The sequence below is a fragment of the Mesobacillus jeotgali genome (assembly GCF_900166585.1).
GTDB classification, from domain to species: Bacteria; Bacillota; Bacilli; order Bacillales; family Cytobacillaceae; genus Mesobacillus; species Mesobacillus jeotgali_A.
Map to the genome: position 1 here is coordinate 1,156,758 of NZ_FVZC01000009.1, position 25,996 is coordinate 1,182,753.

The 25,996-nt window shown below is 41.0% G+C and carries 28 protein-coding genes and 2 pseudogenes; 19 read left to right on the forward strand and 11 right to left on the reverse strand.

Translation table 11 applies throughout. The features are described from left to right. Positions 1-49 precede the first annotated feature (49 nt). Entirely contained in the window at positions 50-367 is a 318-nt protein-coding gene (locus tag B5X77_RS15895) for a hypothetical protein (RefSeq protein ID WP_257391832.1), read from the reverse strand. On the opposite strand from B5X77_RS15895, the gene B5X77_RS15900 reads away from it, so the two are divergent. The 6 genes from B5X77_RS15900 (at position 366) to fdhD (ending at position 5,947) form a co-directional block, all read left to right on the forward strand. Beyond that, positions 366-1,235 carry a formate/nitrite transporter family protein gene (locus tag B5X77_RS15900; protein WP_079508935.1) on the forward strand — a complete coding sequence of 290 codons (870 nt, stop codon included), beginning with the start codon at positions 366-368 and terminating at the stop codon, positions 1,233-1,235. The two genes, B5X77_RS15895 and B5X77_RS15900, sit on opposite strands and share 2 nt — an antisense overlap. Next, the gene (gene fdhF / locus B5X77_RS15905; RefSeq protein ID WP_079508936.1) at positions 1,228-4,209 is read left to right on the forward strand and encodes a formate dehydrogenase subunit alpha; all 2,982 of its coding nucleotides are present in this window, start codon (positions 1,228-1,230) and stop codon (positions 4,207-4,209) included. Before B5X77_RS15900 ends, fdhF begins: the two co-directional genes overlap by 8 nt. Next, complete coding sequence (locus B5X77_RS15910) at positions 4,184-4,681, forward strand: helical membrane plugin domain-containing protein (RefSeq protein ID WP_079508937.1); 498 nt, start codon at positions 4,184-4,186, stop codon at positions 4,679-4,681. The genes fdhF and B5X77_RS15910 overlap by 26 nt, the downstream gene beginning before the upstream one ends. A 12-nt stretch (positions 4,682-4,693) precedes the next feature. Further along, positions 4,694-4,906 (forward strand): heavy-metal-associated domain-containing protein, encoded by a 213-nt coding sequence (locus B5X77_RS15915; protein WP_079508938.1) that lies wholly within the window; start codon positions 4,694-4,696, stop codon positions 4,904-4,906. A 25-nt stretch (positions 4,907-4,931) separates the two neighbouring features. Beyond that, on the forward strand, positions 4,932-5,072 hold the full coding sequence (locus B5X77_RS23390; protein WP_176167345.1) for a hypothetical protein: 141 nt from the start codon (positions 4,932-4,934) through the stop codon (positions 5,070-5,072). Positions 5,073-5,152: 80 nt separating this feature from the next. Continuing rightward, complete coding sequence (gene fdhD, locus B5X77_RS15920) at positions 5,153-5,947, forward strand: formate dehydrogenase accessory sulfurtransferase FdhD (RefSeq protein WP_176167418.1); 795 nt, start codon at positions 5,153-5,155, stop codon at positions 5,945-5,947. A 52-nt stretch (positions 5,948-5,999) separates the two neighbouring features. On the opposite strand, the gene B5X77_RS15925 is transcribed toward fdhD, so the two are convergent. Further along, positions 6,000-6,179 (reverse strand): H-type small acid-soluble spore protein, encoded by a 180-nt coding sequence (locus tag B5X77_RS15925; RefSeq protein ID WP_079508940.1) that lies wholly within the window; start codon positions 6,177-6,179, stop codon positions 6,000-6,002. A gap of 62 nt (positions 6,180-6,241) precedes the next feature. Here B5X77_RS15925 and B5X77_RS15930 point away from each other — a divergent pair, with 62 nt between their 5' ends. Next, the gene (locus B5X77_RS15930) at positions 6,242-6,706 is read left to right on the forward strand and encodes a GNAT family N-acetyltransferase (protein ID WP_079508941.1); all 465 of its coding nucleotides are present in this window, start codon (positions 6,242-6,244) and stop codon (positions 6,704-6,706) included. A 31-nt stretch (positions 6,707-6,737) separates the two neighbouring features. Here B5X77_RS15930 and B5X77_RS15935 read toward each other — a convergent pair whose 3' ends face one another. Then, positions 6,738-8,681 (reverse strand): alkaline phosphatase family protein, encoded by a 1,944-nt coding sequence (locus B5X77_RS15935; RefSeq protein ID WP_079508942.1) that lies wholly within the window; start codon positions 8,679-8,681, stop codon positions 6,738-6,740. Between the two features lie 159 nt (positions 8,682-8,840). Here B5X77_RS15935 and B5X77_RS15940 point away from each other — a divergent pair, with 159 nt between their 5' ends. From B5X77_RS15940 to B5X77_RS15950, 3 genes are all read left to right on the forward strand, one after another. Continuing rightward, positions 8,841-9,398, forward strand: coding sequence for a YdhK family protein (locus B5X77_RS15940; protein ID WP_079508943.1), 558 nt, complete (start codon positions 8,841-8,843; stop codon positions 9,396-9,398). Between the two features lie 511 nt (positions 9,399-9,909). Beyond that, the gene (locus B5X77_RS15945) at positions 9,910-11,076 is read left to right on the forward strand and encodes a TraB/GumN family protein (protein ID WP_079508944.1); all 1,167 of its coding nucleotides are present in this window, start codon (positions 9,910-9,912) and stop codon (positions 11,074-11,076) included. 130 nt (positions 11,077-11,206) lie between these two features. Further along, a complete protein-coding gene (locus B5X77_RS15950) occupies positions 11,207-11,404 on the forward strand; it encodes a hypothetical protein (protein ID WP_079508945.1) in 198 nt (65 codons plus the stop codon). Between the two features lie 283 nt (positions 11,405-11,687). On the opposite strand, the gene B5X77_RS23395 is transcribed toward B5X77_RS15950, so the two are convergent. Further along, complete coding sequence (locus B5X77_RS23395; RefSeq protein ID WP_176167346.1) at positions 11,688-11,843, reverse strand: hypothetical protein; 156 nt, start codon at positions 11,841-11,843, stop codon at positions 11,688-11,690. A gap of 56 nt (positions 11,844-11,899) precedes the next feature. Then, on the reverse strand, positions 11,900-12,367 hold the full coding sequence (locus tag B5X77_RS15955) for a hypothetical protein (RefSeq protein ID WP_079508946.1): 468 nt from the start codon (positions 12,365-12,367) through the stop codon (positions 11,900-11,902). Positions 12,368-12,527: 160 nt separating this feature from the next. Here B5X77_RS15955 and B5X77_RS15960 point away from each other — a divergent pair, with 160 nt between their 5' ends. Beyond that, positions 12,528-13,340, forward strand: a complete 813-nt coding sequence (locus B5X77_RS15960; RefSeq protein WP_079508947.1) for a DUF2935 domain-containing protein — start codon at positions 12,528-12,530, stop codon at positions 13,338-13,340. A 370-nt stretch (positions 13,341-13,710) separates the two neighbouring features. After that, complete coding sequence (locus tag B5X77_RS15965; protein WP_079508948.1) at positions 13,711-13,920, forward strand: hypothetical protein; 210 nt, start codon at positions 13,711-13,713, stop codon at positions 13,918-13,920. Positions 13,921-14,062: 142 nt separating this feature from the next. Here B5X77_RS15965 and qoxD read toward each other — a convergent pair whose 3' ends face one another. From qoxD to B5X77_RS23400, 6 genes and pseudogenes are all read right to left on the reverse strand, one after another. Continuing rightward, positions 14,063-14,362: a cytochrome aa3 quinol oxidase subunit IV gene (qoxD, locus tag B5X77_RS15970; protein ID WP_079508949.1), complete on the reverse strand. Its 300-nt coding sequence runs from the start codon at positions 14,360-14,362 to the stop codon at positions 14,063-14,065. Further along, positions 14,363-14,968: a cytochrome aa3 quinol oxidase subunit III gene (qoxC, locus tag B5X77_RS15975; RefSeq protein WP_079508950.1), complete on the reverse strand. Its 606-nt coding sequence runs from the start codon at positions 14,966-14,968 to the stop codon at positions 14,363-14,365. Beyond that, positions 14,958-16,937, reverse strand: a complete 1,980-nt coding sequence (gene qoxB / locus B5X77_RS15980) for a cytochrome aa3 quinol oxidase subunit I (RefSeq protein ID WP_079508951.1) — start codon at positions 16,935-16,937, stop codon at positions 14,958-14,960. Before qoxB ends, qoxC begins: the two co-directional genes overlap by 11 nt. Continuing rightward, a complete protein-coding gene (gene qoxA / locus B5X77_RS15985; protein WP_079508952.1) occupies positions 16,927-17,931 on the reverse strand; it encodes a cytochrome aa3 quinol oxidase subunit II in 1,005 nt (334 codons plus the stop codon). Before qoxA ends, qoxB begins: the two co-directional genes overlap by 11 nt. Before the next feature lie 566 nt (positions 17,932-18,497). Beyond that, positions 18,498-18,667: pseudogene (locus B5X77_RS23810) on the reverse strand (amidase family protein); the annotation flags it as partial. Positions 18,668-18,947: 280 nt separating this feature from the next. Next, entirely contained in the window at positions 18,948-19,112 is a 165-nt protein-coding gene (locus B5X77_RS23400) for a hypothetical protein (protein WP_176167347.1), read from the reverse strand. A gap of 147 nt (positions 19,113-19,259) precedes the next feature. Here B5X77_RS23400 and B5X77_RS15995 point away from each other — a divergent pair. The 7 genes and pseudogenes from B5X77_RS15995 (at position 19,260) to B5X77_RS16025 (ending at position 25,996) form a co-directional block, all read left to right on the forward strand. Beyond that, a pseudogene (locus tag B5X77_RS15995) lies at positions 19,260-20,149 on the forward strand (oxidoreductase). Between the two features lie 185 nt (positions 20,150-20,334). Next, positions 20,335-20,562, forward strand: a complete 228-nt coding sequence (locus tag B5X77_RS16000; RefSeq protein ID WP_079508953.1) for a hypothetical protein — start codon at positions 20,335-20,337, stop codon at positions 20,560-20,562. Between the two features lie 96 nt (positions 20,563-20,658). Continuing rightward, positions 20,659-23,262: a bifunctional acetaldehyde-CoA/alcohol dehydrogenase gene (adhE, locus tag B5X77_RS16005; protein WP_079508954.1), complete on the forward strand. Its 2,604-nt coding sequence runs from the start codon at positions 20,659-20,661 to the stop codon at positions 23,260-23,262. Positions 23,263-23,453: 191 nt separating this feature from the next. After that, positions 23,454-24,857 carry a M28 family peptidase gene (locus B5X77_RS16010; RefSeq protein WP_079508955.1) on the forward strand — a complete coding sequence of 468 codons (1,404 nt, stop codon included), beginning with the start codon at positions 23,454-23,456 and terminating at the stop codon, positions 24,855-24,857. A gap of 149 nt (positions 24,858-25,006) precedes the next feature. Further along, a complete protein-coding gene (locus tag B5X77_RS16015; RefSeq protein WP_176167348.1) occupies positions 25,007-25,399 on the forward strand; it encodes an Hsp20/alpha crystallin family protein in 393 nt (130 codons plus the stop codon). Positions 25,400-25,437: 38 nt separating this feature from the next. Beyond that, on the forward strand, positions 25,438-25,641 hold the full coding sequence (locus tag B5X77_RS16020) for a hypothetical protein (RefSeq protein ID WP_079508957.1): 204 nt from the start codon (positions 25,438-25,440) through the stop codon (positions 25,639-25,641). Beyond that, positions 25,634-25,996, forward strand: coding sequence for a hypothetical protein (locus B5X77_RS16025; RefSeq protein WP_079508958.1), 363 nt, complete (start codon positions 25,634-25,636; stop codon positions 25,994-25,996). Before B5X77_RS16020 ends, B5X77_RS16025 begins: the two co-directional genes overlap by 8 nt.

Genomic DNA, 25,996 nt, shown 5'->3' on the forward strand with positions numbered 1-25,996 from the left:
ACGTTCACATTACTGGAGGCTTCTGAAGTTGTCACTGCTTTACTAAAATTCACGGCATTAGAAATATATCATGATACGGCGGGCTGTCGAGTCTCGACTGTTTCAAATATCCCTCCTGAACAAGCTCCTCAAGTCCTTTTTGAACTTCTTCAGGCTTTACTCCAAAAATATCAGCAACCTTCACTGTTGAGATTGTCATGTGTTTTGGTCTTTTTGTAGATGACTGGATCATTGACTGTACACGGTGTAGCAATTGATTTTTATCCATGAATCTTACTCCTCTTTTTAAAATTACTGCCATGTAGCTAATAATTTTCCCAGTAATGTAAATATTATTTAGGGAAATTAAAGGAGCTGAATCATCCATGGCATATCATCCGCCAAACAAAATTGCTCAGTTGACAGCTGAACATGGACAGAAGAAAGCAAATCTCCCTTTTTCAAGTGTATTGGTGCTGGGATTTCTGGGCGGAGCTTTCATTTCCCTTGGCTATTTGCTGGATATCCGAGTCATCGCCAGTCTTCCTGAAGAATGGGGAACGTTTAGCTCATTGATCGGTGCAGCAGTATTTCCCGTAGGACTCATTTTAATTGTCATTGCCGGCGGAGAACTGCTGACCGGAAATATGATGGCCGTATCGATGGCCTTTTTGTCAAAAAGGATATCCCTTGGAAGGCTAATAAAAAATTGGTTTTGGATAACGTTATTTAACTTTGTAGGAGCCTTGTTTGTCGCCTATTTTTTCGGTCAGGTCGCAGAATTGACCTCAACTGGACCCTATCTTGACAAAACGGTTGCGATTGCAGGAGCGAAGCTGGAGCACGGTTTCATTTCCTCCCTGGTATCAGCAATTGGGTGCAATTGGCTTGTAGGCCTGGCTGTCTGGCTTGCATATGGAGCTGAGGATATTGGCGGGAAGATCCTGGCGATATGGTTTCCAATCATGGCATTTGTCGCCATTGGTTTTCAGCACGTTGTTGCCAACATGTTCGTTATTCCCGCGGCTATATTTTCTGGTTATTATAGCTGGATTGATTTTATCAGGAACTTTGTTCCGGTATATATCGGCAATGCGATTGGAGGAGCTGTGTTTGTCTCCGTGTTTTACTGGATTGCATATCGCCAAACAATCGAAACTGGAACCAGGAAAGAATCCAAGAGGAAACATAACCAGGCGGGAATTCAAAAACATAGATTTGCAAGAGTTGGATTAAGGAGGCATGGAAATGAGTGAATCTAAATTTACCATCCAAATCAATGGTAAGGAATACAGTGCTGTTGAGGGACAGAAAATTTTAGAAGTAGCCAGAGCTGAGGACGTGTTTATACCTGGCGTCTGCTACCATCCTGATTTGGGGACAATCCAGACATGTGATACATGTTATGTCATGGTAGATGGTCAATTAACACGGTCTTGTACGATGAAAGCTGAGCCCGGGATGGTGGTTGATACCATGTCAGATCAGGTGAAGACTGCGCAGTATGAGGCGATGTCAAGAATCTTAAAAAATCACGAATTGTATTGTACTGTTTGTGATAACAACAATGGTAATTGTACAATCCATAATACTGTAGAAGATATGGGGCTTGCCCATCAAAAATATCCATTTCAAGCAAAACCCTACCCCCCGGATAATTCACATCCTTTTTACCGTTACGAGCCCGATCAATGTATTCTTTGCGGTCGCTGTGTTGAGGCCTGCCAGGATTTACAGGTGAATGAAACCCTTACGATAGACTGGAGCCGCGAAGTTCCCCGGGTGATCTGGGATAATGATGTTCCGATAGACCAATCCTCTTGCGTATCGTGCGGACACTGTGTGAACGTTTGTCCGTGCAATGCGCTCATGGAAAAATCGATGCTCGGCAATGCTGGATTCCTGACAGGAATTGCGCCGAATATTCTGGCTCCAATGATTGATATGACAAAAGAAGTAGAACCAGGTTATCGAGAAATATTCGCAGTATCCGAAGTGGAAGCCGCAATGAGGAAGGCTAGAATAAAACGGACTAAAACGGTATGTACTTATTGCGGAGTCGGCTGCAGCTTTGAGGTCTGGACAAAGGACCGAGAAATATTGAAAATCCAGACGAAGACAGAGGCACCAGTAAACGGTATTTCCACTTGTGTAAAAGGGAAATGGGGATGGGATTTTGTTAATAGTGAAGAGCGGTTGACAAAACCGCTGATCCGAAAGGGAGAAGAGTTTGTTGAGGCCACCTGGGAAGAAGCCCTGTCGCTTATTGCCGAAAAACTTTCCGGGATTAAAGAGGAGTATGGCCCAGATGCAATAGGATATATCGCATCGTCGAAATGCTCAAATGAAGAAAATTTCCTCTTCCAAAAGTTCGCTCGTGCGATTATGGGTACCAATAATGTTGATAATTGTTCCAGGTATTGTCAGTCGCCAGCCACGACTGGATTAATGCGGACAGTAGGGCTAGGCGGGGATTCTGGGACGATGGAGGATATCATGGCATCCGAGCTTGTAATCGTTGTCGGAGCTAATCCAGCCGAGTCACATCCAGTATTGGCAACGAGGATCAAACGTGCCCATAAGCTTCATGGACAGAAGCTCGTGGTAGTCGATTTAAGGGAGAATGAGCTGGCACAGCGTGCAGATTTATTCCTCCATCCTAAGCCTGGAACAGATATTATATTGCTTAATGCAATCGCTAAATACTTTTTTGACCAGGGGTGGGAGGATGCAAGCTTCCTCGCAGAACGAGTGAATGGCGTGAATGAATTCCAGGCTTCGCTTGAAAAATATACACTCGAATATGCTATTGAAAAGACAGGCCTCACTATGGAACAGATATTGCAGCTTGCAGAAATGATTAAAGAGTCCAAATCAGTATGCATCCTGTGGGCAATGGGTGTTACTCAGCATATGGGTGCATCCGACACTAGTACCGCCATTTCGAATTTACTGCTTGTCACCGGAAACTACGGACGCACCGGGACAGGGGCCTACCCATTGCGAGGCCATAACAATGTTCAGGGTGCTTGTGATTTTGGAACATTGCCGCCATGGATGCCAGGTTATGAACCTGTCAACGATGAAGCGGTAAGGGCTAAGTATAAGGAAGCCTGGGGAGTAGACCTGCCTGAAAACCCTGGTTATGACAATCACCATATGGTTGAAGCGATCAATAAAGGTAAGATGAAGGCACTCTACCTTTTTGGCGAGGATATGGCAATTGTGGATGCCAACTCCAATTATGTGCATTCCACCTTTGAAAAACTTGATTTCTTTGTTGTCCAGGATATTTTCTTCAGTAAAACCGCGCAATTTGCAGATGTAATTTTACCTGCAGCACCAAGCCTTGAAAAGGATGGGACTTTCACTAACACCGAAAGAAGAATCCAAAGATTTTATAAAGTATTGGAGCCGAGGGGAGATTCTAAGCCAGACTGGCTGATTTTTCAGGAACTTGCCAATCGTCTTGGGGCCGATTGGAACTATCAGCATCCATCAGAAATCATGGACGAAGCGGCTAAGCTTGCGAACATTTTCGCAGGAGTCAGCTATGAACGGCTTGAGCAGTGGGAGTCACTTGTCTGGCCAGTAAAAGCCGATGGAACAGACACTCCTCTGTTATATAAAGATAAATTTGGCTTCCCGGATGGAAAGGCAAGACTTGTTCCTGTTGAGTGGACAGTGCCATTTGATCCAGGCAATGAATTCGATTTGCATTTAAACAACGGGCGAATTTTGGAGCATTTCCATGAAGGCAATATGACGCACAAAACCGAAGGGCTTGTCCACAAGGTTCCCGATGTATGGCTCGAGATCTCACCTCAACTAGCTTCCGAACGAAATCTTGAAGATGGGGCACTAGTCGGTTTAACCTCTCCCTATGGCCATGTAGAAGTCCGAGTAATTGTTACCGACAGGGTAAAGGGGCAAGAATTGTATTTACCAATGAATACTGCTGAGGATACTGAGGCAGTAAACAGGCTTACAAGCAGCTATCACGATATTATTACCCATACTCCAGCATATAAGGAAATGGGAGTGAAGATGGAAATACTTGAAACAACAGGAGAGCTGCCGCTTCCTAAGCATAACCATCGCTATGGAAACAGGATACCGCAAATTAGCGTGAAGGTAGAGGAAAAATGGCAGCGTTCTGACTATATACCAATTTCCGAAATAGATGAATTAAAGGAGGGATATTATGGCGAAAGCGATCAGGCAAATTAACAGGCAAATTCCAAATGAAACAGAAGAACGCAGCCAGGCTGCAGAGGAAATCATGCAAGCACTTGCTGACAATAAGGAAGCAGTCCTTTCTTTAATTGACCTGGCAAAAGAACTTCATGAAGTGAAGGTCTTCGAAACAGCGGGCTCTCTGCTTAAGCAGCGCAACGAGGTAGGAGTCATTGCCATGCAGCAGGTAAACCAGCCAGCAGTTCATAATGTCATAAAAAGTGGTTTTGGCCTGTTTAAGTTTCTTGGAGGATTGCAGCCAGCCCAGCTTGAAACATTGATGAATGGTGTCACTCTCGGTTTGAAAAGAATGTCCGAAACAGGTGAAAAAGGAAAGAAGCAAAGCATCTGGAAAATGAGAATCAGGCTTCGCAATCCCGAAATACGGGCAGCCATGACCACGATGGTTGATTTTATGGAAGGAATGGGAGAAGCCTTCCTTAGAAGCAGAGAAAAGCGTGAGTAGGGAGGGGTCAACATGCAGGATTATACGTTTCAAATCAGCAATTTAACCACTGAAGAAGATGCTGAGAAACTTACCCAGGCCATGCTTGAGGTCTGGGGAATTTCCCAAGCAGAAGCAAGTGCCCAGCATAAGACGGTATCAATCGTATTCGATGAAAGAATGTCTTCCCTGGAGGATTTTAAGCAGGCAGTTCGTGAAGCAGGGTTCCACCAGGCGAGTGAATAATTCAGGAAAAAAAGAGGTGACGAGCATGAGAATTTGTGAAGTGTGCGGAAGAAAAGAAGGCTTTGAAGACAATCAAGAAGACTTATTTCAAGCTGTTAAGCTTCATGTTTGCGATAGCTGCCGTGAAGACCGAAAGATACCGCCTTTAGGAGACTGGGCGTACTGATTTTTTAAACTAATGTTATTGGATTTTTTTATTGACAGATAACACGATCCTGAGAAGCAACTGAAATGAGGTGGCAAACACTGGAACCTATCGAGGTGAAACGGGAAATACTCCGCTACGGAAATGGTGTTGCCGAACGAATTGAAGATACTATTGTTACTGAACATCCGGTGACCATAAAAATCAATGGAACAGAATTTGCCACACTTGTTTGCTCGCCAGATTATGTCGAGGATCTTGTCACAGGGTTCCTGGCATCAGAAGGAGTAATCCGCAGGTATGATGAGTTAGAGGATTTATGGATAGAAGCAAAGTCAGGTACAGCCCATGTAAAAACGAAGAAGGTAAACCCGTTCTACCGGAATTTCCAGGGGAAAAGATACATTACATCATGCTGCGGAGCAGGAAGACAGGGGTTCGTTTTTATTAATGATGCCCTGACTGCAAAAAAAATGGACAAGGTAAGAGTTAGAATTTCCTCGAGGGACTGTTTTTCTTTGATGAGGGAGATGCAGCATTCATCGACAGTATTTCAAAATACTGGAGGGGTGCATAATGCAGCACTTTGCCAGAATGGGAATATCGTGATTTCACGCATGGATATAGGCCGTCATAATGCCCTTGATAAAATTTATGGGTATTGCCTGAAGAAAAGCATTCCGCTTACAGACAAGGTCCTTGCCTTTAGCGGCAGAATATCTGCGGAAATCCTTCTGAAAGCATCCAAAATTGGCTGTGAAATTGTTTTATCGAAATCTGCTCCAACAGAACTCGCCCTTAAGCTTGCAGAAGATCTGGGCATTACCACAATTGGTTTCATACGTGATGAGTCACTAAATGTGTATACGGGACAGGAAAGAGTAGATCTTGATTAAATGCTAACATAAATAGAGAAATCAAAAAGGCTCTCCAAGTGGGGAGCCTTCGTTATTTTTCAACCAACCCGTCAATTGAAACAAGCTGTCTTTCCTCATGGGTTCCTCTAGCCGAAATGACCGCCATACTTGAAGTAGAATCGATGCTTTCAATCCAAATCGGTACTCCATGATAATGGACGGAGATTTCATCTTCGGCAGAAAGGATTTCTTTTACCCGTTGCAAATCCATGGTTATCACCTCATACTTAAATTGTCCAAAGATTACAACATGTATGTATAGGAGAGAGAACGATGAAGTTTGAACAAAGCAGTCAGGAGAAGATTCAAATCGAGATGGGAATCATGAATTCCCAACCTGACTATAATTTGCTGTCGGATAGCAAGCGGATTTTGGATGAAAAGGATTTACTGGCGGAGCATGAGGAAGGGAAGGAATTCGAAAAAGAGCGTTATCTCATAGAAGTTAAAGGGAAATACATAGGAATCATTGATTTCATCATGAGTAATCCCAGAGATGGTAAACCCTGGCTTGGCTTAATGATTATACATAAAGACTGGAGCAGGAAGGGCCTGGCTGAAAAAGCACTGTCTATGTATGAAGAAATGATGATGAATCGAGGAATAACAGAAGTAAGATTGGGTTGTTTTACTGCTAATAAACCAGGATTGTCATTTTGGACAAAGATGGGATACCAGCAAATAAAGCGAATTCAATTCCGAGACAAGCCATTGTGGATAATGGAAAAGAAAATATAAAAAAGGCGAATCTGGATAGATTCGCCATTTCCTATTTTCGAGTAAGTTCCTTTATGCTTTCGCCTTCAACATAAGACGGAGTTTCCAAATCAAGCAGATCATAAATTGTCGGAGCGATATCTAAATTGGTGATTGGATCTATTTGCTTACCGCGGCTGATATCCGGGCCCATGCCCATGAAGACGGCCTTCAGTTTCTCCCGGTCAGGATTTCCACCATGAGTTCCGTATTCAGGTGCCGGTTTGACCATTTCCGATACACCCTGTCCCATAATATAACCTGGAGCGGCCATTAACAGGACATCCCCCGCATTCTGTTCCCTTGATACCCCTTGTTGGGGAATTTGCTTTATCTCCTCATAGGGGTGTACCTTCGCATTTGTAAGATAGCCAATCAAACTTTGAGACGTTTCTTTCAATCCATTAAAAGATAGGTTCACGGTACTGTTCCAAATTTCCTTTAGGTGATACTTTATGACCGGTCCGTTGTCATTCCTGTTTACCTCTACTTTTTTGAAAGCTTCAATGATTTGTTTTCGCACCTGATCATATTCCTCAGCAGGTACGATTCCATACTTTTCTCTTGATTCCAGGTTAATATATACATGAGCAGCGGATCCACTAGGAATTGCTATTGCCTTGGATTTCTCATAATCGATTTTACCTTCAGAATCAAGTTTGAGAAGTCCATTATCCTTTAATATTTTATTAGGCTCGAGCGCCGAATGCGCCGGCTCCATTCCGTGGTCGGAAACGATAAACAGGTAATCATTTTCATCCAATGCTTTGACTGTTTTACCTACCGTTTTGTCAGCAGTCTTATAAGCCCATTGAATGTACTCCGCATACTCGTCCGATTTTTTCTTTGTAAAGCCAGGCTGTCTTGGGTCTGTCAGCAAATACTTATGCTCTTGATGATCTATTTGAGGTGCGTAAAACATCAACAAATCTGGATGATATTCTTTTTTAATATACAATGATACATCTGTAACCCAGTTTGCAAATCTTTCTGATATTGCTTCATATTCCTTTCTTGATATCCAGCCTTTTTCTAGTGCAATGTCATCTTGCTGTGGAGGGAAGAAGCCGTACCTGTCCCTGATATCTTTTGAAAAACCATTAGGTCCATCAATTAAACCTGAAGTGACCGCAGTACGGTACATAAAGGTATCCTCTTCTAAACTTGCATCGGTTAATGCGAACTTGAACCAAAAACCTGCTGTCTTTTCTTCCTGTACCTTTAATTCTAGGGAACCCCAGCCATTTGGCTTTACGGATTTCTGTGTTTTAGCCTTATTATCAGTGACAATAAAAGAGTCATAATTCTCTTTGTGATCATCAGAGGAATCAAATGCCAGCACATGTATAGTTTGGTTTTTTGCATTTTCTACTTTAATTTGGAAAAATGATTCTTTTAAACCGCTATAACTTTTTGGTGGATTTGTCCATCCGGAAGCTTCGGTGAATTTGAGTTTTTCCTGATTGCTTGGTGACCATGTATCTCCATAGTAAATAGTGTAATCAGCTTGTTTACCTGTTGCTGGATTGGCGCCAGCAAAGGCCACTGTTGCTGTTGTTTTCCCTTGCTTCCTGGCTGCTACCCATAAAGGATCTACTTCCAACTTACTTAAAAAAGCATCCTTCTTGTTTGTCATGGCTGCATCCTTCTCTTGCCACACATTGCTGACGATTGATGTTTTAAGAGGTGTAGCCCCAGTCGCAATCGCGGCATGTGACGGAGCAGTAAGAGAAGGGCTTACTGTTGTAGCATACTTCGCCATACTTCCTTTGTTCATCACATTTTTTATATTAGGCAGTTTCCCACCCTTAACATAGCTGCGGGTCAGGTCGTTTCTCATGCCATCAAACGAGACCAGTACTACCTGACTCTTGTTTTTTGCTTTAGCTGCTGTCACGCTGATACCTGATAAAATAAGTATTACTAATATGGTGATTTTAATTATTCTTGTTGTCATAATAACTCCCTCGTTGTTGTTCTAATGTGATTTTACCTTTTTTTAATGGTTGTGAAACTTTTAGAAAATTAGTTCTTTTTTCTCATATAAAACTTCCTCGATAAAATCTTCATACTTTTTTGTTATAAAGTTGATATTAACTAAGGAGGGATAATAAATATGAAACGACAACACAAATGGGGAATGATTCTAGTTTCGATTGCCACAGCAATGACTTTAACAGCTTGCACAGGCGGACAAGACAAATCTGGTACCGCCGATCATAGTGCACACGAACAAATGGAGCATTCTGGTTCAGGTGAGCTGCCAAAAGGTCTGAAAGAAGCGTCCAATCCAAAATACAAAGTAGGCAGCAAAGCGATAATTACGAATGATCACATGCCTGGCATGGAAGGTGCGGAGGCAACAATTGTTGGCGCCTATGATACTGTGGTTTATGCATTATCCTATGACCCTACTGATGGGGGAGAGCGTGTGGAAAACCACAAGTGGGTAATCCATGAAGAACTTTTGGAACCAGGAGAAAAACCCTTGAAGCCAGGTGATGAAGCTACCATCAATACAGAACATATGGCAGGAATGAAAGGGGCAAAAGCAGTAATCGATTCAGCAGAGAAAATGACCGTTTATATGGTTGATTTCAAACCAACCGATGGTTCTGAAAAAGTAACAAACCACCAATGGGTAACAGAAGACGAATTAAAACCTGTCGAATAAGGTGAACTTTTACCAAATTATTCAGGATTGTCCCTCCAAAAGACTGGGTATATAAACAGTAACAATGAGGAGGGATGACTCATGAGGAATTTGATTAGAACAGCGATTAAATGGGGACCAGTATTATATCCAATAGTGAAAAAAGTGATGGACAGCAGGAAATCCGCTAAATTTAAGAGCAGTTACTCAAAATAAACTTATTGGAAGGCCGCACAGTATTCAGAACTTGATGATGTGCGGCCTTTCTATGTGTAAGGAGTATGTAAACCATAAAAATATTCTTTATATTAGACCTAATTGTTCATGTTATAATAGTAAAATAAGTAGTTGTTTTCGCCTTCTGCCTACTGTTTTACAAAAAGATCCTGACAGACTCTGTTTTCCACATTTAAGGTTCCAAATCTCTGTCAGAGGAGATACATTTAAAGGTAAAAGCAAGTAAATTCGCGAAAATGCTTAATAAAAAATACATATAGTCCGCTTTCATTGGTCTCTTAAAAGGAAGGTATATATGGTTGAAGAAAATATTACGAGAATTGAAATGAATGGCAAAGAATACATACTAATTGGAACAGCACATGTATCCAGGCATAGCGCTGAACAGGTTAAAGAAGTAATTGAGGCTGAGAAGCCAGATTCAGTATGTGTCGAATTGGACGAGCAAAGATACCAAACGATAACTGAAGGCTCTAAGTGGCAGGAAATGGATATAATTCAGGTCATTAAGGAAAAAAGGGCTTCTTTATTATTAATGAATCTGGCTATTTCCTCTTTTCAGAATCGAATGGCGAATGAGCTGGGAATCAAAGCAGGGCAGGAAATGATCCAGGGGATAGAATCGGCCAGGGATGTCGGGGCAAATCTGGTTCTTGCAGATCGGAATATCCAAATTACTTTTTCGCGCATCTGGGGTAATCTCGGGTTTAAAGGAAAAGCAATACTGCTTAGCCAGATCATAACAAGTATCTTCAGCAAGGACAGCATTTCAGAGGAAGAACTTGAAAAATTGAAAGAACAAGACACGATTAATGCTATGCTTAATGAGTTCACTGAGACATTCCCACGGCTGAAAAAACCTTTGATAGATGAACGTGACCAGTATTTAGCTCAAAAAATCAAAGACGCACCAGGAGAAAAAATAGTCGCTGTCCTTGGTGCGGCTCATGTACCCGGCATAAAAGAACAGATTCAAAAAGACCATGACCTGAAGAAACTCCGGGAAGTTCCTCCCAAGTCCAATTGGCCTAAAATCATAGGTTGGAGCATCCCGGTATTGATTTTCGCCATCATATTCTATACATTTTTAGCCAATCCTAATGCAGGTTTCGACCAGACCATCAGCTGGGTACTATGGCATGGCAGCCTTTCTGCTCTTGGAGCTGCTATCGCTTTGGGTCACCCCCTTACCATACTAACAGCATTTTTGGCAGCACCAATTACCTCATTAAATCCAATACTTGCCTCTGGTTGGTTTGCCGGGATTGCCCAGGCATATATTCGCAGGCCGAGTGTGAAAGACTTTGAGACACTCTCTGAAGATGTTTTCAGTGTGAAAGGCTTCTGGAGGAACAAAGTCAGCCGTATTTTGCTAATCGTCATGCTTTCCAATATAGGGAGTTCCCTTGGGACTTTCATTGGCGGCGCTGATGTAATCAGGGTGTTCCTTGAAAATCTATAAGATTCGAAAACGGAACCCAATGGTTCCGTTTTTTAATTAATATTTTTGCATTATTTTAGCGAAAAAAAAGGAATTTTGTTACATAAAATGGAATAGATAATGGTAAAGATTTTACAAATGGAGTGATTAAGTGAACATCTTAAAACCAGCCTTATCAATTTCGTTAATGATTCATATTCTATACATGATCGGTATCATGTCTTTTGCCTATGTTAATGATGTATTTGTAGGATTTAAGGGAGAAACTCCGACTTTTTTTCTTTTTTCTTTCTTCATTTTTACGGCATTGATCACTGTAATCCTTAAAGCAATCAATTACACTCGATAAAAAGGTCCCTTAAATGAAAAATATTCATCCTCCATATAGGATAAGAAAAGCTTAGTCGCAAATAATGACTTATTTCGATTTTTGGGATGAATTCTTTCGAGCCTCAGCCTGACGTTTGGCATCCTTTTTAAAAGCTTCCATTGCCTTGCTGTACAATAAGCTCATTTTCCCACCTCCGTTTTTGGTTGTATCACTATTTAATACGTTCCCGGAAAGGTAGGGAAAAAACATATTTTTTTCTGGATTCGTCAAAAAAAGACGCTCACGAACGAGCGTCTTTCTGTTACTTTTTATTGATTTGCCTTCCGCTTTTCTTCTGGCTTTGAGACTTTGAATTTCCAACCTGAAATTCCTCACCTAATTCAATATCATTCCTTATATCATGCTTTTCAATTTGTTCCCTTGTTTGATCTCTGTTTTTCATGCCTTGTCTTGACATTTATTTCACCCCACTTTTCTAAATATGATCTTTGTTAGTATACCCATTTTATACTTTTACTCTGATTCTCCCCTGATCACTCTGTCGTAGAATACTTGAAACCCATACAATACAAAGGTTTTAAATAAAAAGACGATGGATAATTGGAATTTTGTAAGCCTTACTAAAGTGACATAACCCATTTTCTTGAATATATCCAGCGCAAAATATGTAAACAATGAATCAATGAGGATATTGACAAACAAATAAAGTTTGAACTTTTTGTAAGTGTATTTCAAAATCCAGAAGGAGCCTATAAAAAATGGTCCCCAAATCAACGGGAATTCCCCAAGCACATTGGGTTTGACTTTGAACGGGAACCACCACCATTTCCTTTTTTCAGCTAATCTCCCTTCAAAAATCAAATAAATACTCATGAACAAAGTACCAGGAAGAAACCTGCGGAAGGATTTTTTATCGAGAAAGGGCAGGGAAAACCATGGAAGTATAGCCATTAAAGCAATATATAGTTTTAAATTTTTCATATGCCCACACCTTTTATAAATTCAGATAATAACAATTACCTATTACTTATTATCTCTGTTTTGACATTAAAAAATGAGTGTTAATAAAAATAGTTTCCCCTTTCAATCATTTCTTCCTTTCATTAACAGTATGTATTTAGAAGTAAAAGGAGGTAAGAGGATGATTTCTCTTTGGGATGAACACAAGTTTTGGCTGGAAATGCTGCAGGATCATGCTTATTTTGTAAGGGATGCTTTGTCTCCTGTCGAAAAGGAGTATGTTGAACAGGCAGTGAAATTTATCGATTTATATGATGATCTCATTGAAAGGCTCCAGAGGATACCGCCGAGTGCTGATTTTACTGATAGTCGAATGATTGATTTTGCAAAAAGAGCCTGGACTGTGGCGAAAACTTATCTTGATTTTGAAGGAACGCTTCAAGCATTGAGAATTGATAACAAAATTAATCTTAATCTTTCCCCAACCTATTTGAATGGTACTTTAAGCGAAAACCTCGAATATTTGAGGATACTGAAGTACCTCATATATGGGCAGGAACCGGTCCGATTGTCGGCGGCGGAAGTTATGGATCTCTGGCTTGAGGATCAGCTCGGGCATGCGGTACTTTTTGAAAATCTGCTTGATCCGATAGAAGTGGAGGCCAATACCGCTATTCAAGCGTATAAAAGAAGATTCCAATTGTTTATTGTCCAGAATCACCATCTGAAAAATTACATGCGAGTGAAAGAACCAGGCTTCACCCGCCAGCAGGAATTCATTTATGAAGTTGGAAAGACGACATTGGAAATGAATCAGTTTATCAGGAATATGGTTGAAAAGTATAAAAGGAACATGCTCCTGAATAAAACGAATCTCCGTTTCCTGGAACATCATTTTCCGGAAACGTGTTATTTCCTTGTCCAGTTAAGCATATATGAACCTAGGCTTCGTTCAGAAATAAACAATTGTTCTTTATCGAAACCATCCTTTTAGACAGCACTAAAGTTTAAAGGGTAAAGAAGAATGACATTATGATGAACAGGGTATAGAGGGAAAAAAGACATTAGGAGGTACCTATGCAAATTGATCTAAGTCAGACTCTATTGTCATTTTTACCGATATTCCTGATTTTCTGTTTTATTGTTGGATATATTTATTACCGCAAAAGCAAAAATAAAGGGTAAAGCCAAAAGGTGTCTCAACTTTAAGGGGACACCTTTTTTCATGAAAGCAGGTTATTGGAAGCAATAAGTAAAAAAAATAATTGTGAAGAAATAATACAATAAATGTGAACATTTTGTGACATTTTTTCGTAAATTCTGTTAATATTAACAGTACAAACGAAAAAGTGGAGGAATGGGAAGTGGGTAAACTTCTTATGTACTTTTATTTGATTGTTGGCTTGTATTGTGTTGTAAGCGGATTCCTTGCTGTATTTTCTCATGGGTTCCAGCATGCCGTATTGTCACTGTTCCTGGCAGTCTTTAATTTTGGGATGTTCTCTTTGTTCAAAAAAGAGGGAAAACTGCCAAAACTTCGATTGATTAAGGGACATAAGAGTGAAGCAGCATAAGATCTGAACCTTTTAGGGTAAAAAGGTTAACAAAAAACCAGGCACCTTAAACAGGGCCTGGTCTATTTTTTATAAAAATTCAATTCGATCAAAGTGAAGCTCGGGAGCTAGTCGTTACTGACTAATACCTGGAGTTTTCTGCTTAGTGCGAGTGTCCAGATGTCATGACCCAAATTGAGCCTGCCACAATGACGACCGCAATGAATGCTGAATAAAGAATATTGATATTGTTTGTTACTTTGTCATCACCCTCATTGATGTGCATGAACATGTACAGTTGGATGCCTGCCTGAGCAACAGCCAGTGTGCCGATTATCCACATAACAGCTTTCATTGATAGCGAACTCTGAAGTGCAATCCAGGCAGCGCCAAATGTTAATGCGAGTGACATGAAGAAACCAACAATATGGCTTACAGGAAAGCCTTTTGAATGCTTTTCCATTTACATCACCAACCCTTGCAGATAAACAAATGTAAAGATGAAGATCCAGACGACATCCAGGAAGTGCCAGTACAGTCCAAAGATGAATGTCTTGCGGGCTGTGACCGGTGTTAATCCTCTTTTCAAGATCTGGATAATCAGCAGGATGGCCCAGCCAATTCCTATGGTAACGTGTAATCCGTGTGTTCCAAGAAGCACAAAGAAGCTAGACAGGAACGCACTGGTTTGCATCGTTGCACCCTCGTGGACATAGTGAATGAATTCGCGAACCTCCATAAATAGGAAACCTCCGCCGAGCAATAAGGTGAGAGCAAGCCACATCAGCATGCCCTTGATATTGCTGCGACGCATTTCATAAATCGAGATTCCCATTGTAAAACTGCTGGTTAAAAGCAGGAAGGTTTGTATCATGACGTCTCTGACTACAAAGATATCGCTTTGAGTCGGGCCTCCAGCGTAGCGCTGACTGAGTACGCCGTAAACTCCGAACAGGGTAGCAAAGAGCACGATTTCAGCTCCAAGGAAGATCCAGAAGCCGAGAATATTCATCCTGTTTTGCTCTGTCTGGTATTCAAGCGGCAAAGCTGCATTAACTTTAGCTGACATGGTTCTTCACTCCTTTGTTCGCAAATTTTCTCCACTTACTTTCGGTTTTAAAGATTTCATCTTTATGGACATGGAAACCTTCGTCGTAATCAAATGAACGGAATGCCAATCCGGCAAAAATTCCTAGTGCTGCTATTCCAGCGGCTAATGTCCATTCAAAAACAAGCAGGAATCCTGAAATACCAAAGATTACTCCCATGTAGATAGGAATCCATGTGTTGCTTGGCAAGTGGATTTCTTCAATCTCATCTTCAGAAAGCGGCTGAAGTTCATTGTTCTTTTTCATATGCCAGAAAGCATCCAGCTTCGTTACTTCCGGGAGGGAAGCGAAGTTGTAATGTTGGACCGGAGTAGCAGTTGCCCACTCGAGTGTTCTTGCATCCCATGGATCATTGCCAATATTACGGTCTGCATGTCGAGCACTCCAGTAGATGTTGTACACAAGAGCCGCAAAGCCTGCAGCAAGGATAACAGAACCTATTGCTGAAAGCATCATCAATGGGCCGAAGCCTGTCTCAGCAGAGTAGGTGTATGCACGGCGGACTGCACCATCAAGACCTAGGAAGAACATTGGCATGAATGTGACGTTAAAGCCGACAACAAACAGCCAGAAGTGCCATTTACCTATTTTTTCATTCAGCATATAGCCGAACATCTTAGGCCACCAGAAGTAGAGACCCGCAAAGATTGGGAACACCACCCCAGGAATTAATACATAGTGGAAGTGCGCCACAAGGAATAACGTGTTGTGATACTGGTAATCTGCTGCAGCCATTGCCAGCATGACACCAGTTACTCCGCCGATGACAAAGTTAGGAACGAAAGCAAGTGCCCAAAGCATTGCAGTCGTAAACTTGATCCGACCCTTTCTCATCGTGAACAGCCAGTTGAATACTTTCACACCAGTTGGAATCGCAATCGCCATCGTTGTGATCGAGAAGAATGAGTTCACTGCGGCATTATTGCCCATTGTGAAGAAGTGGTGAACCCAAACCAGCATACTCAGAACTGAAATCATTACGATAGAAATGACCATTGATTTATAACCGTAAAGAGTCTTACGTGCAAAAGTTGAGATTATATCTGAAAGCATGCCGAATGCTGGAAGAACTACGATATAAACTTCCGGGTGACCCCAAAGCCAGAACAGGTTTGCCCAAAGCATATCCATCCCGCCGCCAGAAATCGTGAAAAAGTGAGTTCCGAATGTACGGTCAAAAGTCATCAATGCAAGTGCGACCGTGAAAATCGGGAAACTCGCCACGATAATAATTGATGTAATGAAGGATGTCCAAGTGAACATCGGCATTTTCATCAATGTCATGCCTTTAGTTCTCATTTTTAAAACAGTGACAACAAAGTTAATACCGGTCATCAAAGTCCCTGCCCCTGCAATTTGCAGGGCTACTGCATAGAAGTTATTTCCTATGCCTGGACTGAATTCTTTCCCGGCAAGAGGGAAGTAAGAAGTCCATCCAGCATCAGGAGAACCGCCGATAATGAACGAAATATTGAAAAGTGCAGCACCACTGACAGTGAGCCAGAAGCTAAGCGCGTTCAGCTGCGGAAAAGCAACATCACGTGCGCCAATTTGCAGTGGAATCACAAAGTTCATAAGCCCGATTAAAAGGGGCATCGCAACAAACAGGATCATTATGACGCCGTGTGTCGTAAATACCTCATTGTAATGCTGAGCATTCAGGAATTCATTCTCCGGAACAGCTGTCTGGCCTTTCATCATCAAGCCATCAATGCCGCCACGGAAGAACATCACGACACCAAGGAGGATATACATAATCCCGATTTTCTTGTGGTCAACAGTTGTCAACCATTGTGTCCAGAGGTAGTTCCATTTTTTAAAATAAGTGATTCCGGCTAATGCACCAACCAGTGTCAGGGCAATACCAATTTGTGATGCAAAAATCAGTGGATCGCCGGTTACGAAAAATTCATCCCATTTAATGCCCACTGTGCTCACCTCCGTGAGAATCTTCAGTTTCTGATTCTTTATGATTCATATTTTCATGATCTGAAGCATCTTTATTTTTGTAGTTATCCTTATCTTCAAAGATCTTACCAGGCCATCCGTGTCCTCTGTCATACATTTCTGGGTTGGTGTAGTTCTTTGAATCAGGGTCAGAATGGTCTACCCACTCAAGGTGTGTATTCGAGAAAGTTTTACGGCCAAAGTGTGATGGCTCAAGCATTTTCTCATATTCTTCAAGAGTCATTTTTGGTGCTGTTTCTTTTACGTCCTTAATCCATTGGTCGAAATCTTCTTGAGTCTGGGAGAGGACTTCAAATTCCATTCCTGCATATCCCTGACCATTAAAGTTAGTATTTCGTCCCACATATGAGCCAGGATTATCGGCAACAAGATAAAGCTGTGTTTCAGCTTTTGCCATTGAATACTTCTGTCCGCCAAGCGCTGGAACCCAGAAACTTTGCATTGTTCCTGCAGATGTCAGCCTAAAGTCAATTGGACGGTCTTCAGGAATATTGACATAGTTTACTGTTTCAATCCCTTGTTCTGGATAACTGAAAATCCATTTCCAGTCAGCAGAAGTGACGTTGATGACCAGAGGCTTTTTTTCCTCGTAGCCTTTCGGAATTTCATCTATAGCATAAATTGTTTTGACTGTTGGAATGGTCAAAGCAACGATAATCAAAATAGGGATTACTGTCCAAATAATCTCCAGTACCGTACTGCCGTGTTCTTCAGGTGGTTCATAATCCATATTTTCTTTTCGCTCTCGATACTTCCAGACAATGAACGCGAAAAGACTGAATACTACCACTGTAACAAGCAGCATCAAGGCAATCGAAAAGTTGATTAGCTCGAGAATTTGCCTAGCAATTGGTCCCTCTGGGTTAAATACCACCATATTGTTTTCACAGCCGCTAAGCAACAGCACAGCCATGATCGAGGTGAGGGAGACCAAAAAAAGTTTTGATTTCTTCATCACTGCAGCTCCTTTCATATATCAACCTTGTTCATTTTATCACAAACTTATGTTCATTTGTTCACAAAGTGTTCAACGAAGTGGAAAAAACGAACGGTAAGTTGTGGCAATAAGTGTGATAAATATCACACTCTTTATTTGTAATCATTCTAACATGGAAATTGTTACGGTTTTAATGACAAATGTGAACAAATTATGAAAACAAAAAATGTCATCTTAGTGAATTTTGAACAGCAGATATTGACGCACAAAAGGATGATTTGTGGTATCTTTTTCTTAATCTAGTGGAACTGATACAAATTGAACGGTAATTTCTTGTCAATAATAGTAGTTTTGAAAGTATAAATGCAATAACGTGAATCCAGATTTATCTATAGGTGAAGGATTTATGAACAACGTGCTCTTGGGCAAAATTTCTTAGCTATAGTTAATAAAAAAGATTAAAGAATTAAAGTAATAATCCTTTGGTACTCTGCTCATTTCCTAATACTTTCCTTTAGTAGTACATGTATAAATTTTAAAGATGTGCAAGGCTAGTGGGATTAGCCTCTTTTTTAGTAAGCTTCTTATTTAAGTTCTGGCGCTTTTCGATGGTTAGTTCCTTCTTCGTAAGCGTAGGCTAGTTTAATCAAAGTGGGCTCGTCAAATTTTTTTCCTAGCAGCTCGAGCTCGACTGGAAGGCCGTTGTACTTAAGCCAGCAGGAACCGAGATTGCGGGGAACCCTGAATAGGGACTTTAAAATGAGGTGTTTTTATCCGACTTGTTCAGACACTATAAAATCCGGTTCATATAATCATGGGGTTTTGTTATAGAAGAAAAGGTTTAGTATGAGTTTGATTTGCTGATATTTCAGCACGTCAAGACATAAATCTAGTGCTGATTCTGGAATGTTTTAATTAAGACAGCATAAAAAAATCGCTTAAGATTTTAAGCGATTTATTTCCTCATTTACGTGGTTACTTAAATCAGAGTTTTACTGTGATATGGGAGCAGTATAATATGGCTTGTAAAGAATTCAGGATACTTTATATGTCTCTATATATGTTTCCAATGCCGGGTGGAATTCTTTTTCATAATGATCAGCTGGACAAGCTTTTACTATGATGGTTTTGCTTGATGAATCATTTTTCACTTCGAGAGTTGCATTACAGCGGGGGCATTTTTCTTTAAAAAGACGCATTCATAATCCCTCCTATAATTCCTATGTGTTTAGTATGAAATAAAACCGATATAATTACAATGGTTAAAAAGCCCATTTATGGTACGATTAAAGGTGGGTTAGAAGTTGAACGCTAACTTTCGTGTTTATTTGAATTGAGGTGCAAAGATGTTAACAGAAAATTTATCTGGAAAAACAGCCGTCATTACAGGTGCCAATAGCGGAATCGGTTTTGAGGCAGCAAAGTATTTTTCAGCAAGGGGAGCACATGTCATACTGGCTGTTCGGAATGAGAGTAAGGGCCAGACAGCGTTGGAATCCATTTTAAAGGAGAATCCAAATGCGACAGTAAATTTAATGAATCTTAACCTAGCAGACCTGAATAGTGTCCGCAGCTTCACTAATATCTTTACGGATAAATATAAGTCCCTCGATCTCTTGATAATGCAGGAGTCATGATCCCTCCTTACGGGAAGACAAAGGATGGCTTTGAGCTTCAATTCGGAAGCAATCACCTGGGACATTTCGCTTTAACCGGACTATTATTGCCATTATTAAAAAATACACCCGGTTCGCGCGTCGTCACTTTGAGCAGTATCGCCCATAGAGGAGCCAGCATCGATTTTGATAATTTAGATGGCTCTAAGGGTTATAAGGCAATGAAGTTTTATGGACAGAGTAAACTGGCAAATCTTTTATTTGCCAAAGAGTTGGATGACCGATTTAAAGAGCATGGAATAGACTCCATCAGTATTGCCTGCCATCCGGGGATATCAAACACGAATCTCTTTCATTTAGGAAAAGGTGAAACACCTCCTTTAATTAAAAGGCTGGTGAAGTTCATTACACAACCTGCTAAAAAGGGGTCTTTGCCAACGATTTATGCGGCTACGGAAGAAAGCCTTAAAGGCGGGGAATATATAGGGCCTGACGGAAGAGGGAATCGAAAGGGAAATCCCGCGCTTGAAGTACCTGCTGCAGGGGTTTATAACAAAGGAACAATGGAAAGATTATGGACAGTTTCTGAAGATATGACAGGGGTATTTTATCATTTCTAAAGGCTCTTAAAACTGAGTCTTTAGTTATATTGATATAATATTAATTTTGAAAACGTTTTCATTTATATTGATTAAACCCTTTTATAAATGGTAAATAATAGTTCATACATTGTTCAATATTTCACAAACTATTATTCTTTTTATATGGTAATCTTTAATTAGAAAAAGAAAAGGAGTGGTTGAAAATGATGTACTGCGAATTCATACCTTTCTCCACCGATACTGAGACATATACAAAAGAAATGATTGAGGATGTAATCGGCGATGAATTCGAGGCAATGATGTTCAAGGAGGATGAGAACCTTCCTGCCTATATATGGACAGTCAACTATGTGGTCATTGTAAAAAGAAGTACGAAATTTTTAACGGATATCAGCTTTGAAAAAATACCCAGGAATCCAGTTTGTGAATAAATTTTTTTGAAACGAAATGTGAAATCATTCACATAGTTTCATGAAGTCCTAGGTAAATAAAGCAATTAAACGCTAAAATCCAAGGAGGCACCTGAAATGGGTACTGTTGAAAAAGAGATTAAGGATCAATCTTCCGTTGTTACCATGGTCGATAATTTAGTTGTGAAGGGCTTGTCTGCTTTAAAGAAAATGCGCGAAATGGATCAGGAAACAGTTGATAAAATTGTTAAGGAAATGGCACTTGCAGGGCTTGACCAGCATATGCCCCTTGCGAAAATGGCAGTCGAGGAAACAAAACGTGGAGTATATGAAGATAAAATCATCAAGAATATGTTTGCCACTGAATACGTTTATCACAATATTAAGTACGATAAAACAGCTGGTATCATAGAGGAAAATGAACATGAGGGAATGATTACAATTGCAGAACCGGTTGGTGTGATTGCCGGAGTAACGCCCGTTACCAATCCGACTTCCACAACGATGTTCAAAGCGCTGATTTCAATAAAGACTCGCAACCCAATTATTTTTGCCTTTCACCCATCTGCACAAAAATGCAGCAGTGAAGCCGCAAGGATCCTTCGGGACGCTGCTATTAAGGCAGGGGCACCTGAGGATTGTGTTCAATGGATCGAAAAGCCTTCTTTGGAAGCCACTCAGGCTCTAATGAACCATTCGAAGATTTCGATGATTTTAGCTACAGGGGGAGCGGGAATGGTAAAATCCGCTTACAGTTCAGGCAAGCCAGCTTTGGGAGTCGGACCAGGGAATGTTCCGTGTTATATTGAACGCACTGCTAATGTAAAGAGATCTGTCAATGACCTGATTTTATCCAAAACATTTGACAACGGAATGATCTGTGCGTCTGAACAGGCAGTCATCATAGACAAGGAAATTTATCATGAAGTAAAAACAGAGATGACTGCAAACAATTGCTATTTCTTAAACGAGGAAGAAAAGGCGAAGGTAGAGAAGCTTGTCATCAACGAACATTCTTGTGCAGTGAACGCTGATATAGTAGGAATGCCGGCACACAGAATAGCGGAAATGGCAGGCATAGCCGTACCAGAAGAGACAAAAATCCTTGTAGCTGAGCTTAAGGGTGTAGGGCCGCAATATCCTCTGTCCCGTGAAAAATTGAGCCCGGTGCTCGCTTGTTATAAAGTCAACGGAACGGAAGAAGGCCTAAAGCGTGCGGAAGAAATGCTAGAATTCGGCGGCCTCGGTCATTCGGCTGTTATCCACTCTACAAGCGATGAAGTCATCAAGTCATTTGGCTTACGAATGAAGGCAGGCCGGATAATTGTCAATGCTCCATCATCCCAGGGTGCCATTGGGGACATCTACAACGCTTATCTTCCGTCACTGACCCTTGGCTGCGGAACATATGGCGGCAACTCAGTTTCTACAAACGTTGGGGCAGTCAACCTGATCAATGTTAAAAAAGTTGCGAGAAGGAACGTGAATATGCAGTGGTTTAAAGTACCTTCTAAGATTTATTTTGAAAAGAATTCAACACAGTATCTTGCTAAAATGCCGAAAATTACGAAGGCTTTCATCGTTACTGATCCTGGAATGGTCAAGCTTGGTTATGTTGACAGAGTACTTTACCACTTAAGGAAGCGTCCTGATTATGTTCACTGTGAAATCTTCTCGGAAGTCGAACCAGATCCTTCAATCGAAACAGTGATGAAAGGCGCTGAAATGATGGCAAACTTTGAGCCGGATGTCATCATTGCTCTTGGCGGGGGATCTGCAATGGACGCAGCAAAAGGCATGTGGCTGTTCTATGAATACCCAGAAGCGGATTTCCATGGTTTAAAGCAAAAATTCCTTGATATACGCAAAAGGATTGTCAAATATCCGCACCTCGGACGGAAAGCTCAATTTGTGGCTATCCCTACCACATCAGGTACAGGTTCTGAAGTGACATCCTTCTCGGTGATCACTGACAAAAAAGCAAATATCAAATATCCGCTCGCCGATTATGAATTGACACCAGACGTGGCAATCGTCGATCCGCAATTTGTCATGACAGTGCCAAAGCATATCACTGCAGATACAGGAATGGATGTTCTTACACACGCAATAGAAGCATATGTAAGCTGCATGGCCAATGACTATACAGACGGCCTTGCCATCAAGGCAATCCAGCTTATATTTGAATATCTGCCAAGAGCATACCGAAATGGCCAGGACGAAGTGGCCCGAGAGAAGGTTCACAATGCCTCTACAATTGCCGGGATGGCTTTCGCCAACGCATTCCTTGGAATCAACCACAGCCTTGCCCATAAGCTTGGAGCGGAATTCCATATTGCGCACGGCCGTTCCAATACCATCCTGATGCCGCATGTTATCCGTTATAACGCAACAAAACCGAAAAAGTTCACTGCTTTCCCTAAATATGAAAGCTTTGTTGCGGACCAGCGCTATGCTGAAATTTCACGGATCCTGGGGTTACCGGCACGCACGACGGAAGAGGGAGTTGAAAGTCTGGTACAGGCCATTATCAGACTGGCAAAAGAAATGGAAATTCCGATGAGCATTGAAGCGAACGGGGTTGATAAAGCTGAATTTGAAGCTAAGGTCAATCAGTTGGCTGACCGGGCTTTCGAGGACCAGTGCACCACTGCGAACCCTAAACTGCCATTAGTATCCGAGCTGGCTGAAATTTATCGATTAGCATACAAAGGATTATAGTAAAACAAAAGAAGAGGAATCTATGATTCCTCTTCTTTTGTTGTTTAGGTAATTTTACCTAATTACTATAACGTCAGACTATTAAATATTTCTATTTACCTAGTAAAAATAGTAATAAATTAACTAGTTTTTATTTTTAGAATATTATATCATTTATCCTGGTTCACTATATTAAAATCCGGGAGGTAATTATGAAGAAGAAGCCTTATTTATCAATTGCTTTAGTTGCTGGTTTAGCAGTAAGCTCTATAGGGGCACAAGCGATTTATGCAAAACCGGCAGAAACAGCGCAACAAGTGCAGCCATTTAATGTATTTGACAACAAGGTGCTCGACAAAATCAATGTTGAAAATATTTATAACAATATTGAATATCTTTCAAGGACTCCCCGAGTTGCCGGTACTGAAGCTGAACATAAAGCGATTCAATATGTTAAGGAGCAATTTGAGTCATATGGCTATGAAACAGAACTTCAGGAATTTACTTTTTACGGATACACCGCACCGCATACCGTAAAGCTTTCGATTGATGGTTATACGGGTGAAATCAAACCTAAATCCTTTACATACGGAATGGATGGGAATGTTTCGGGAGAATTAGTATATGCGGGATTGGGACAAACCTCAGATTTTGAAGGCAAGGATTTTACAGGTAAAATTGCATTGATAAAGCGAGGATCAATTTCGTTCGCTGATAAAGTACTGAACGCTGCTGCAAACGGTGCTTCAGGTGTAATAATTTTTAACAATGCATCTGGGGAACTTAACGGGACCTTTGGATCGCCTAGTGATAAATATGTTCCTGCTGTAGGCATTACCCAGGAGGCGGGACAAGCCTTATTGCAAAAGTTGAATAACGGTGAATCTTTGAATGCAGCGATTCAAATTGAAGGTGCAGAAGCCGGAATGAGGACATCATATAATGTCATAGCCAAGAAAGCACCTACAAATAAAAATAAATCAACGGACGGAATCGTTGCGTTAGGAGCACATCACGACTCAGTACCTGGTGCACCAGGGGCGAATGATGACGCTTCCGGCACAGCAATGACACTTGAACTTGCACGCGTAATGAAGGATCTGCCGACAAATATGGAGATGCGCTTCATGACATTCGGAGCAGAAGAACTCGGTTTGATTGGTTCCCGTTATTATGTAAGCCAGCTGCCTGAAGAAGAAAAAGATAGATTTGTCGGATATTTTAACATGGATATGGTTGGCAGCAGGGATGCTGGCGATTTAGTCATCAATACCGTTGACGGCAGCCAAAATATTGTTTCACAAACAGCTCAAGCATCAAGTGCCCGTCTGAATGGTGAGCCGACCCCTATCCAGACAGGGGGCAGCAGTGACCATGTGTCATTCTACGAAGGAGGAATTGCATCCGGATCATTCATCCACAGGCCGCTTGAGCCATGGTACCATACACCTGAAGATACCATTGATAAAATCAGCAAGGAAAAACTGCAGGATGTAGCCGAAATCGTAGGGACGGCCGTATATGACATTGTGCGTCCGGACAATCAGGGACCAAAGGGCAATAGAGGAAAAGAACAAAAAGTACCACACTTATACTATGAGCAGGATGTTAAATAATCGGTTTACAAACCAGGTTAACCCTATAACAAGGGTTGCCTGGTTTTTATTTTTGCCCGGATATTTATCTTGGTATAAGTCCAAGTCTGAATCAATATACATACAATAATTTATCATAACTTGGAGGGAATATGAGCAGGAGGAGAAATATGAATTCAATGGTGGAAGCCAGAAGAATACTAGGACAGGATTTCTTTGAGGCAGCAGCTGATATCCTGCCATTACTGGGCCCTAGAATTGATATGTTCCAAGGGGATCATGAAGTAGTCTTGGTTGTTGAATTGCCTGGTCTTGTTTCGCAGGAGGATGTAAGGCTTTCATTGAATGGTTTTAGATTAACGATAGCAGGGGAGATAAAACGTCCATATATTTCAGATGAAAAGCGTCTTTTGATTAATGAACGAGCCGGCGGTCCATTTGAGCGAACCATAGATATCCCCCGCCAGTGTGCTTTGGAAAATATTAAGGCAGATTTTCTCAAGGGACTCTTATTTATCCGCTGCCATATGATATTAAACAGTCAAACCAAACTGAAGAATTAATTCAAATCAACTTTCACGGCTGAACGGGAGATGATAAGATGACTGAAATCAAGTTCAAAAATCTGCACATTAATATTATTGCAAATAGCTCAGGCGTCTACAATGGATCAAATTTACAACATAATTGGAGAAAGCGAAGCAGCAGTTCTGATGGATTCGGTTTAATTGAAGGAAAGTTAAATAAGATCAGCAAAAATATAACAGTTTCTAATCGCAGAACTGGTGACCCAGAAAATGGATGACCAGGATCTTATTAATCTGATTAAAAACCTTAATGACAAACTAGACTCCATGCAAACACGGGAGTGTCACTTTCACATTGATAAGGTTACAATTGACCAGCTGCAGTTGGAGGAACTTTCTTATCAACTTGATAAAATTGAAATAAAAGAACTTAGCGGAATGCTGAATTTGGGAAATGCCTTCAGCCCAGAAATTCAGTCAATGAAATCAAAAAGTAAACCAGTGGACATTAAACCCTCACCTGATAAGCAGGGGAAAACCCAGGAAAATGAAGATAGACAACAGGAAGATACAGGAAAAACCGACATTGAACTGCAGATAATCGTCAATGGCAAAGAGATTATGCCGGATTAA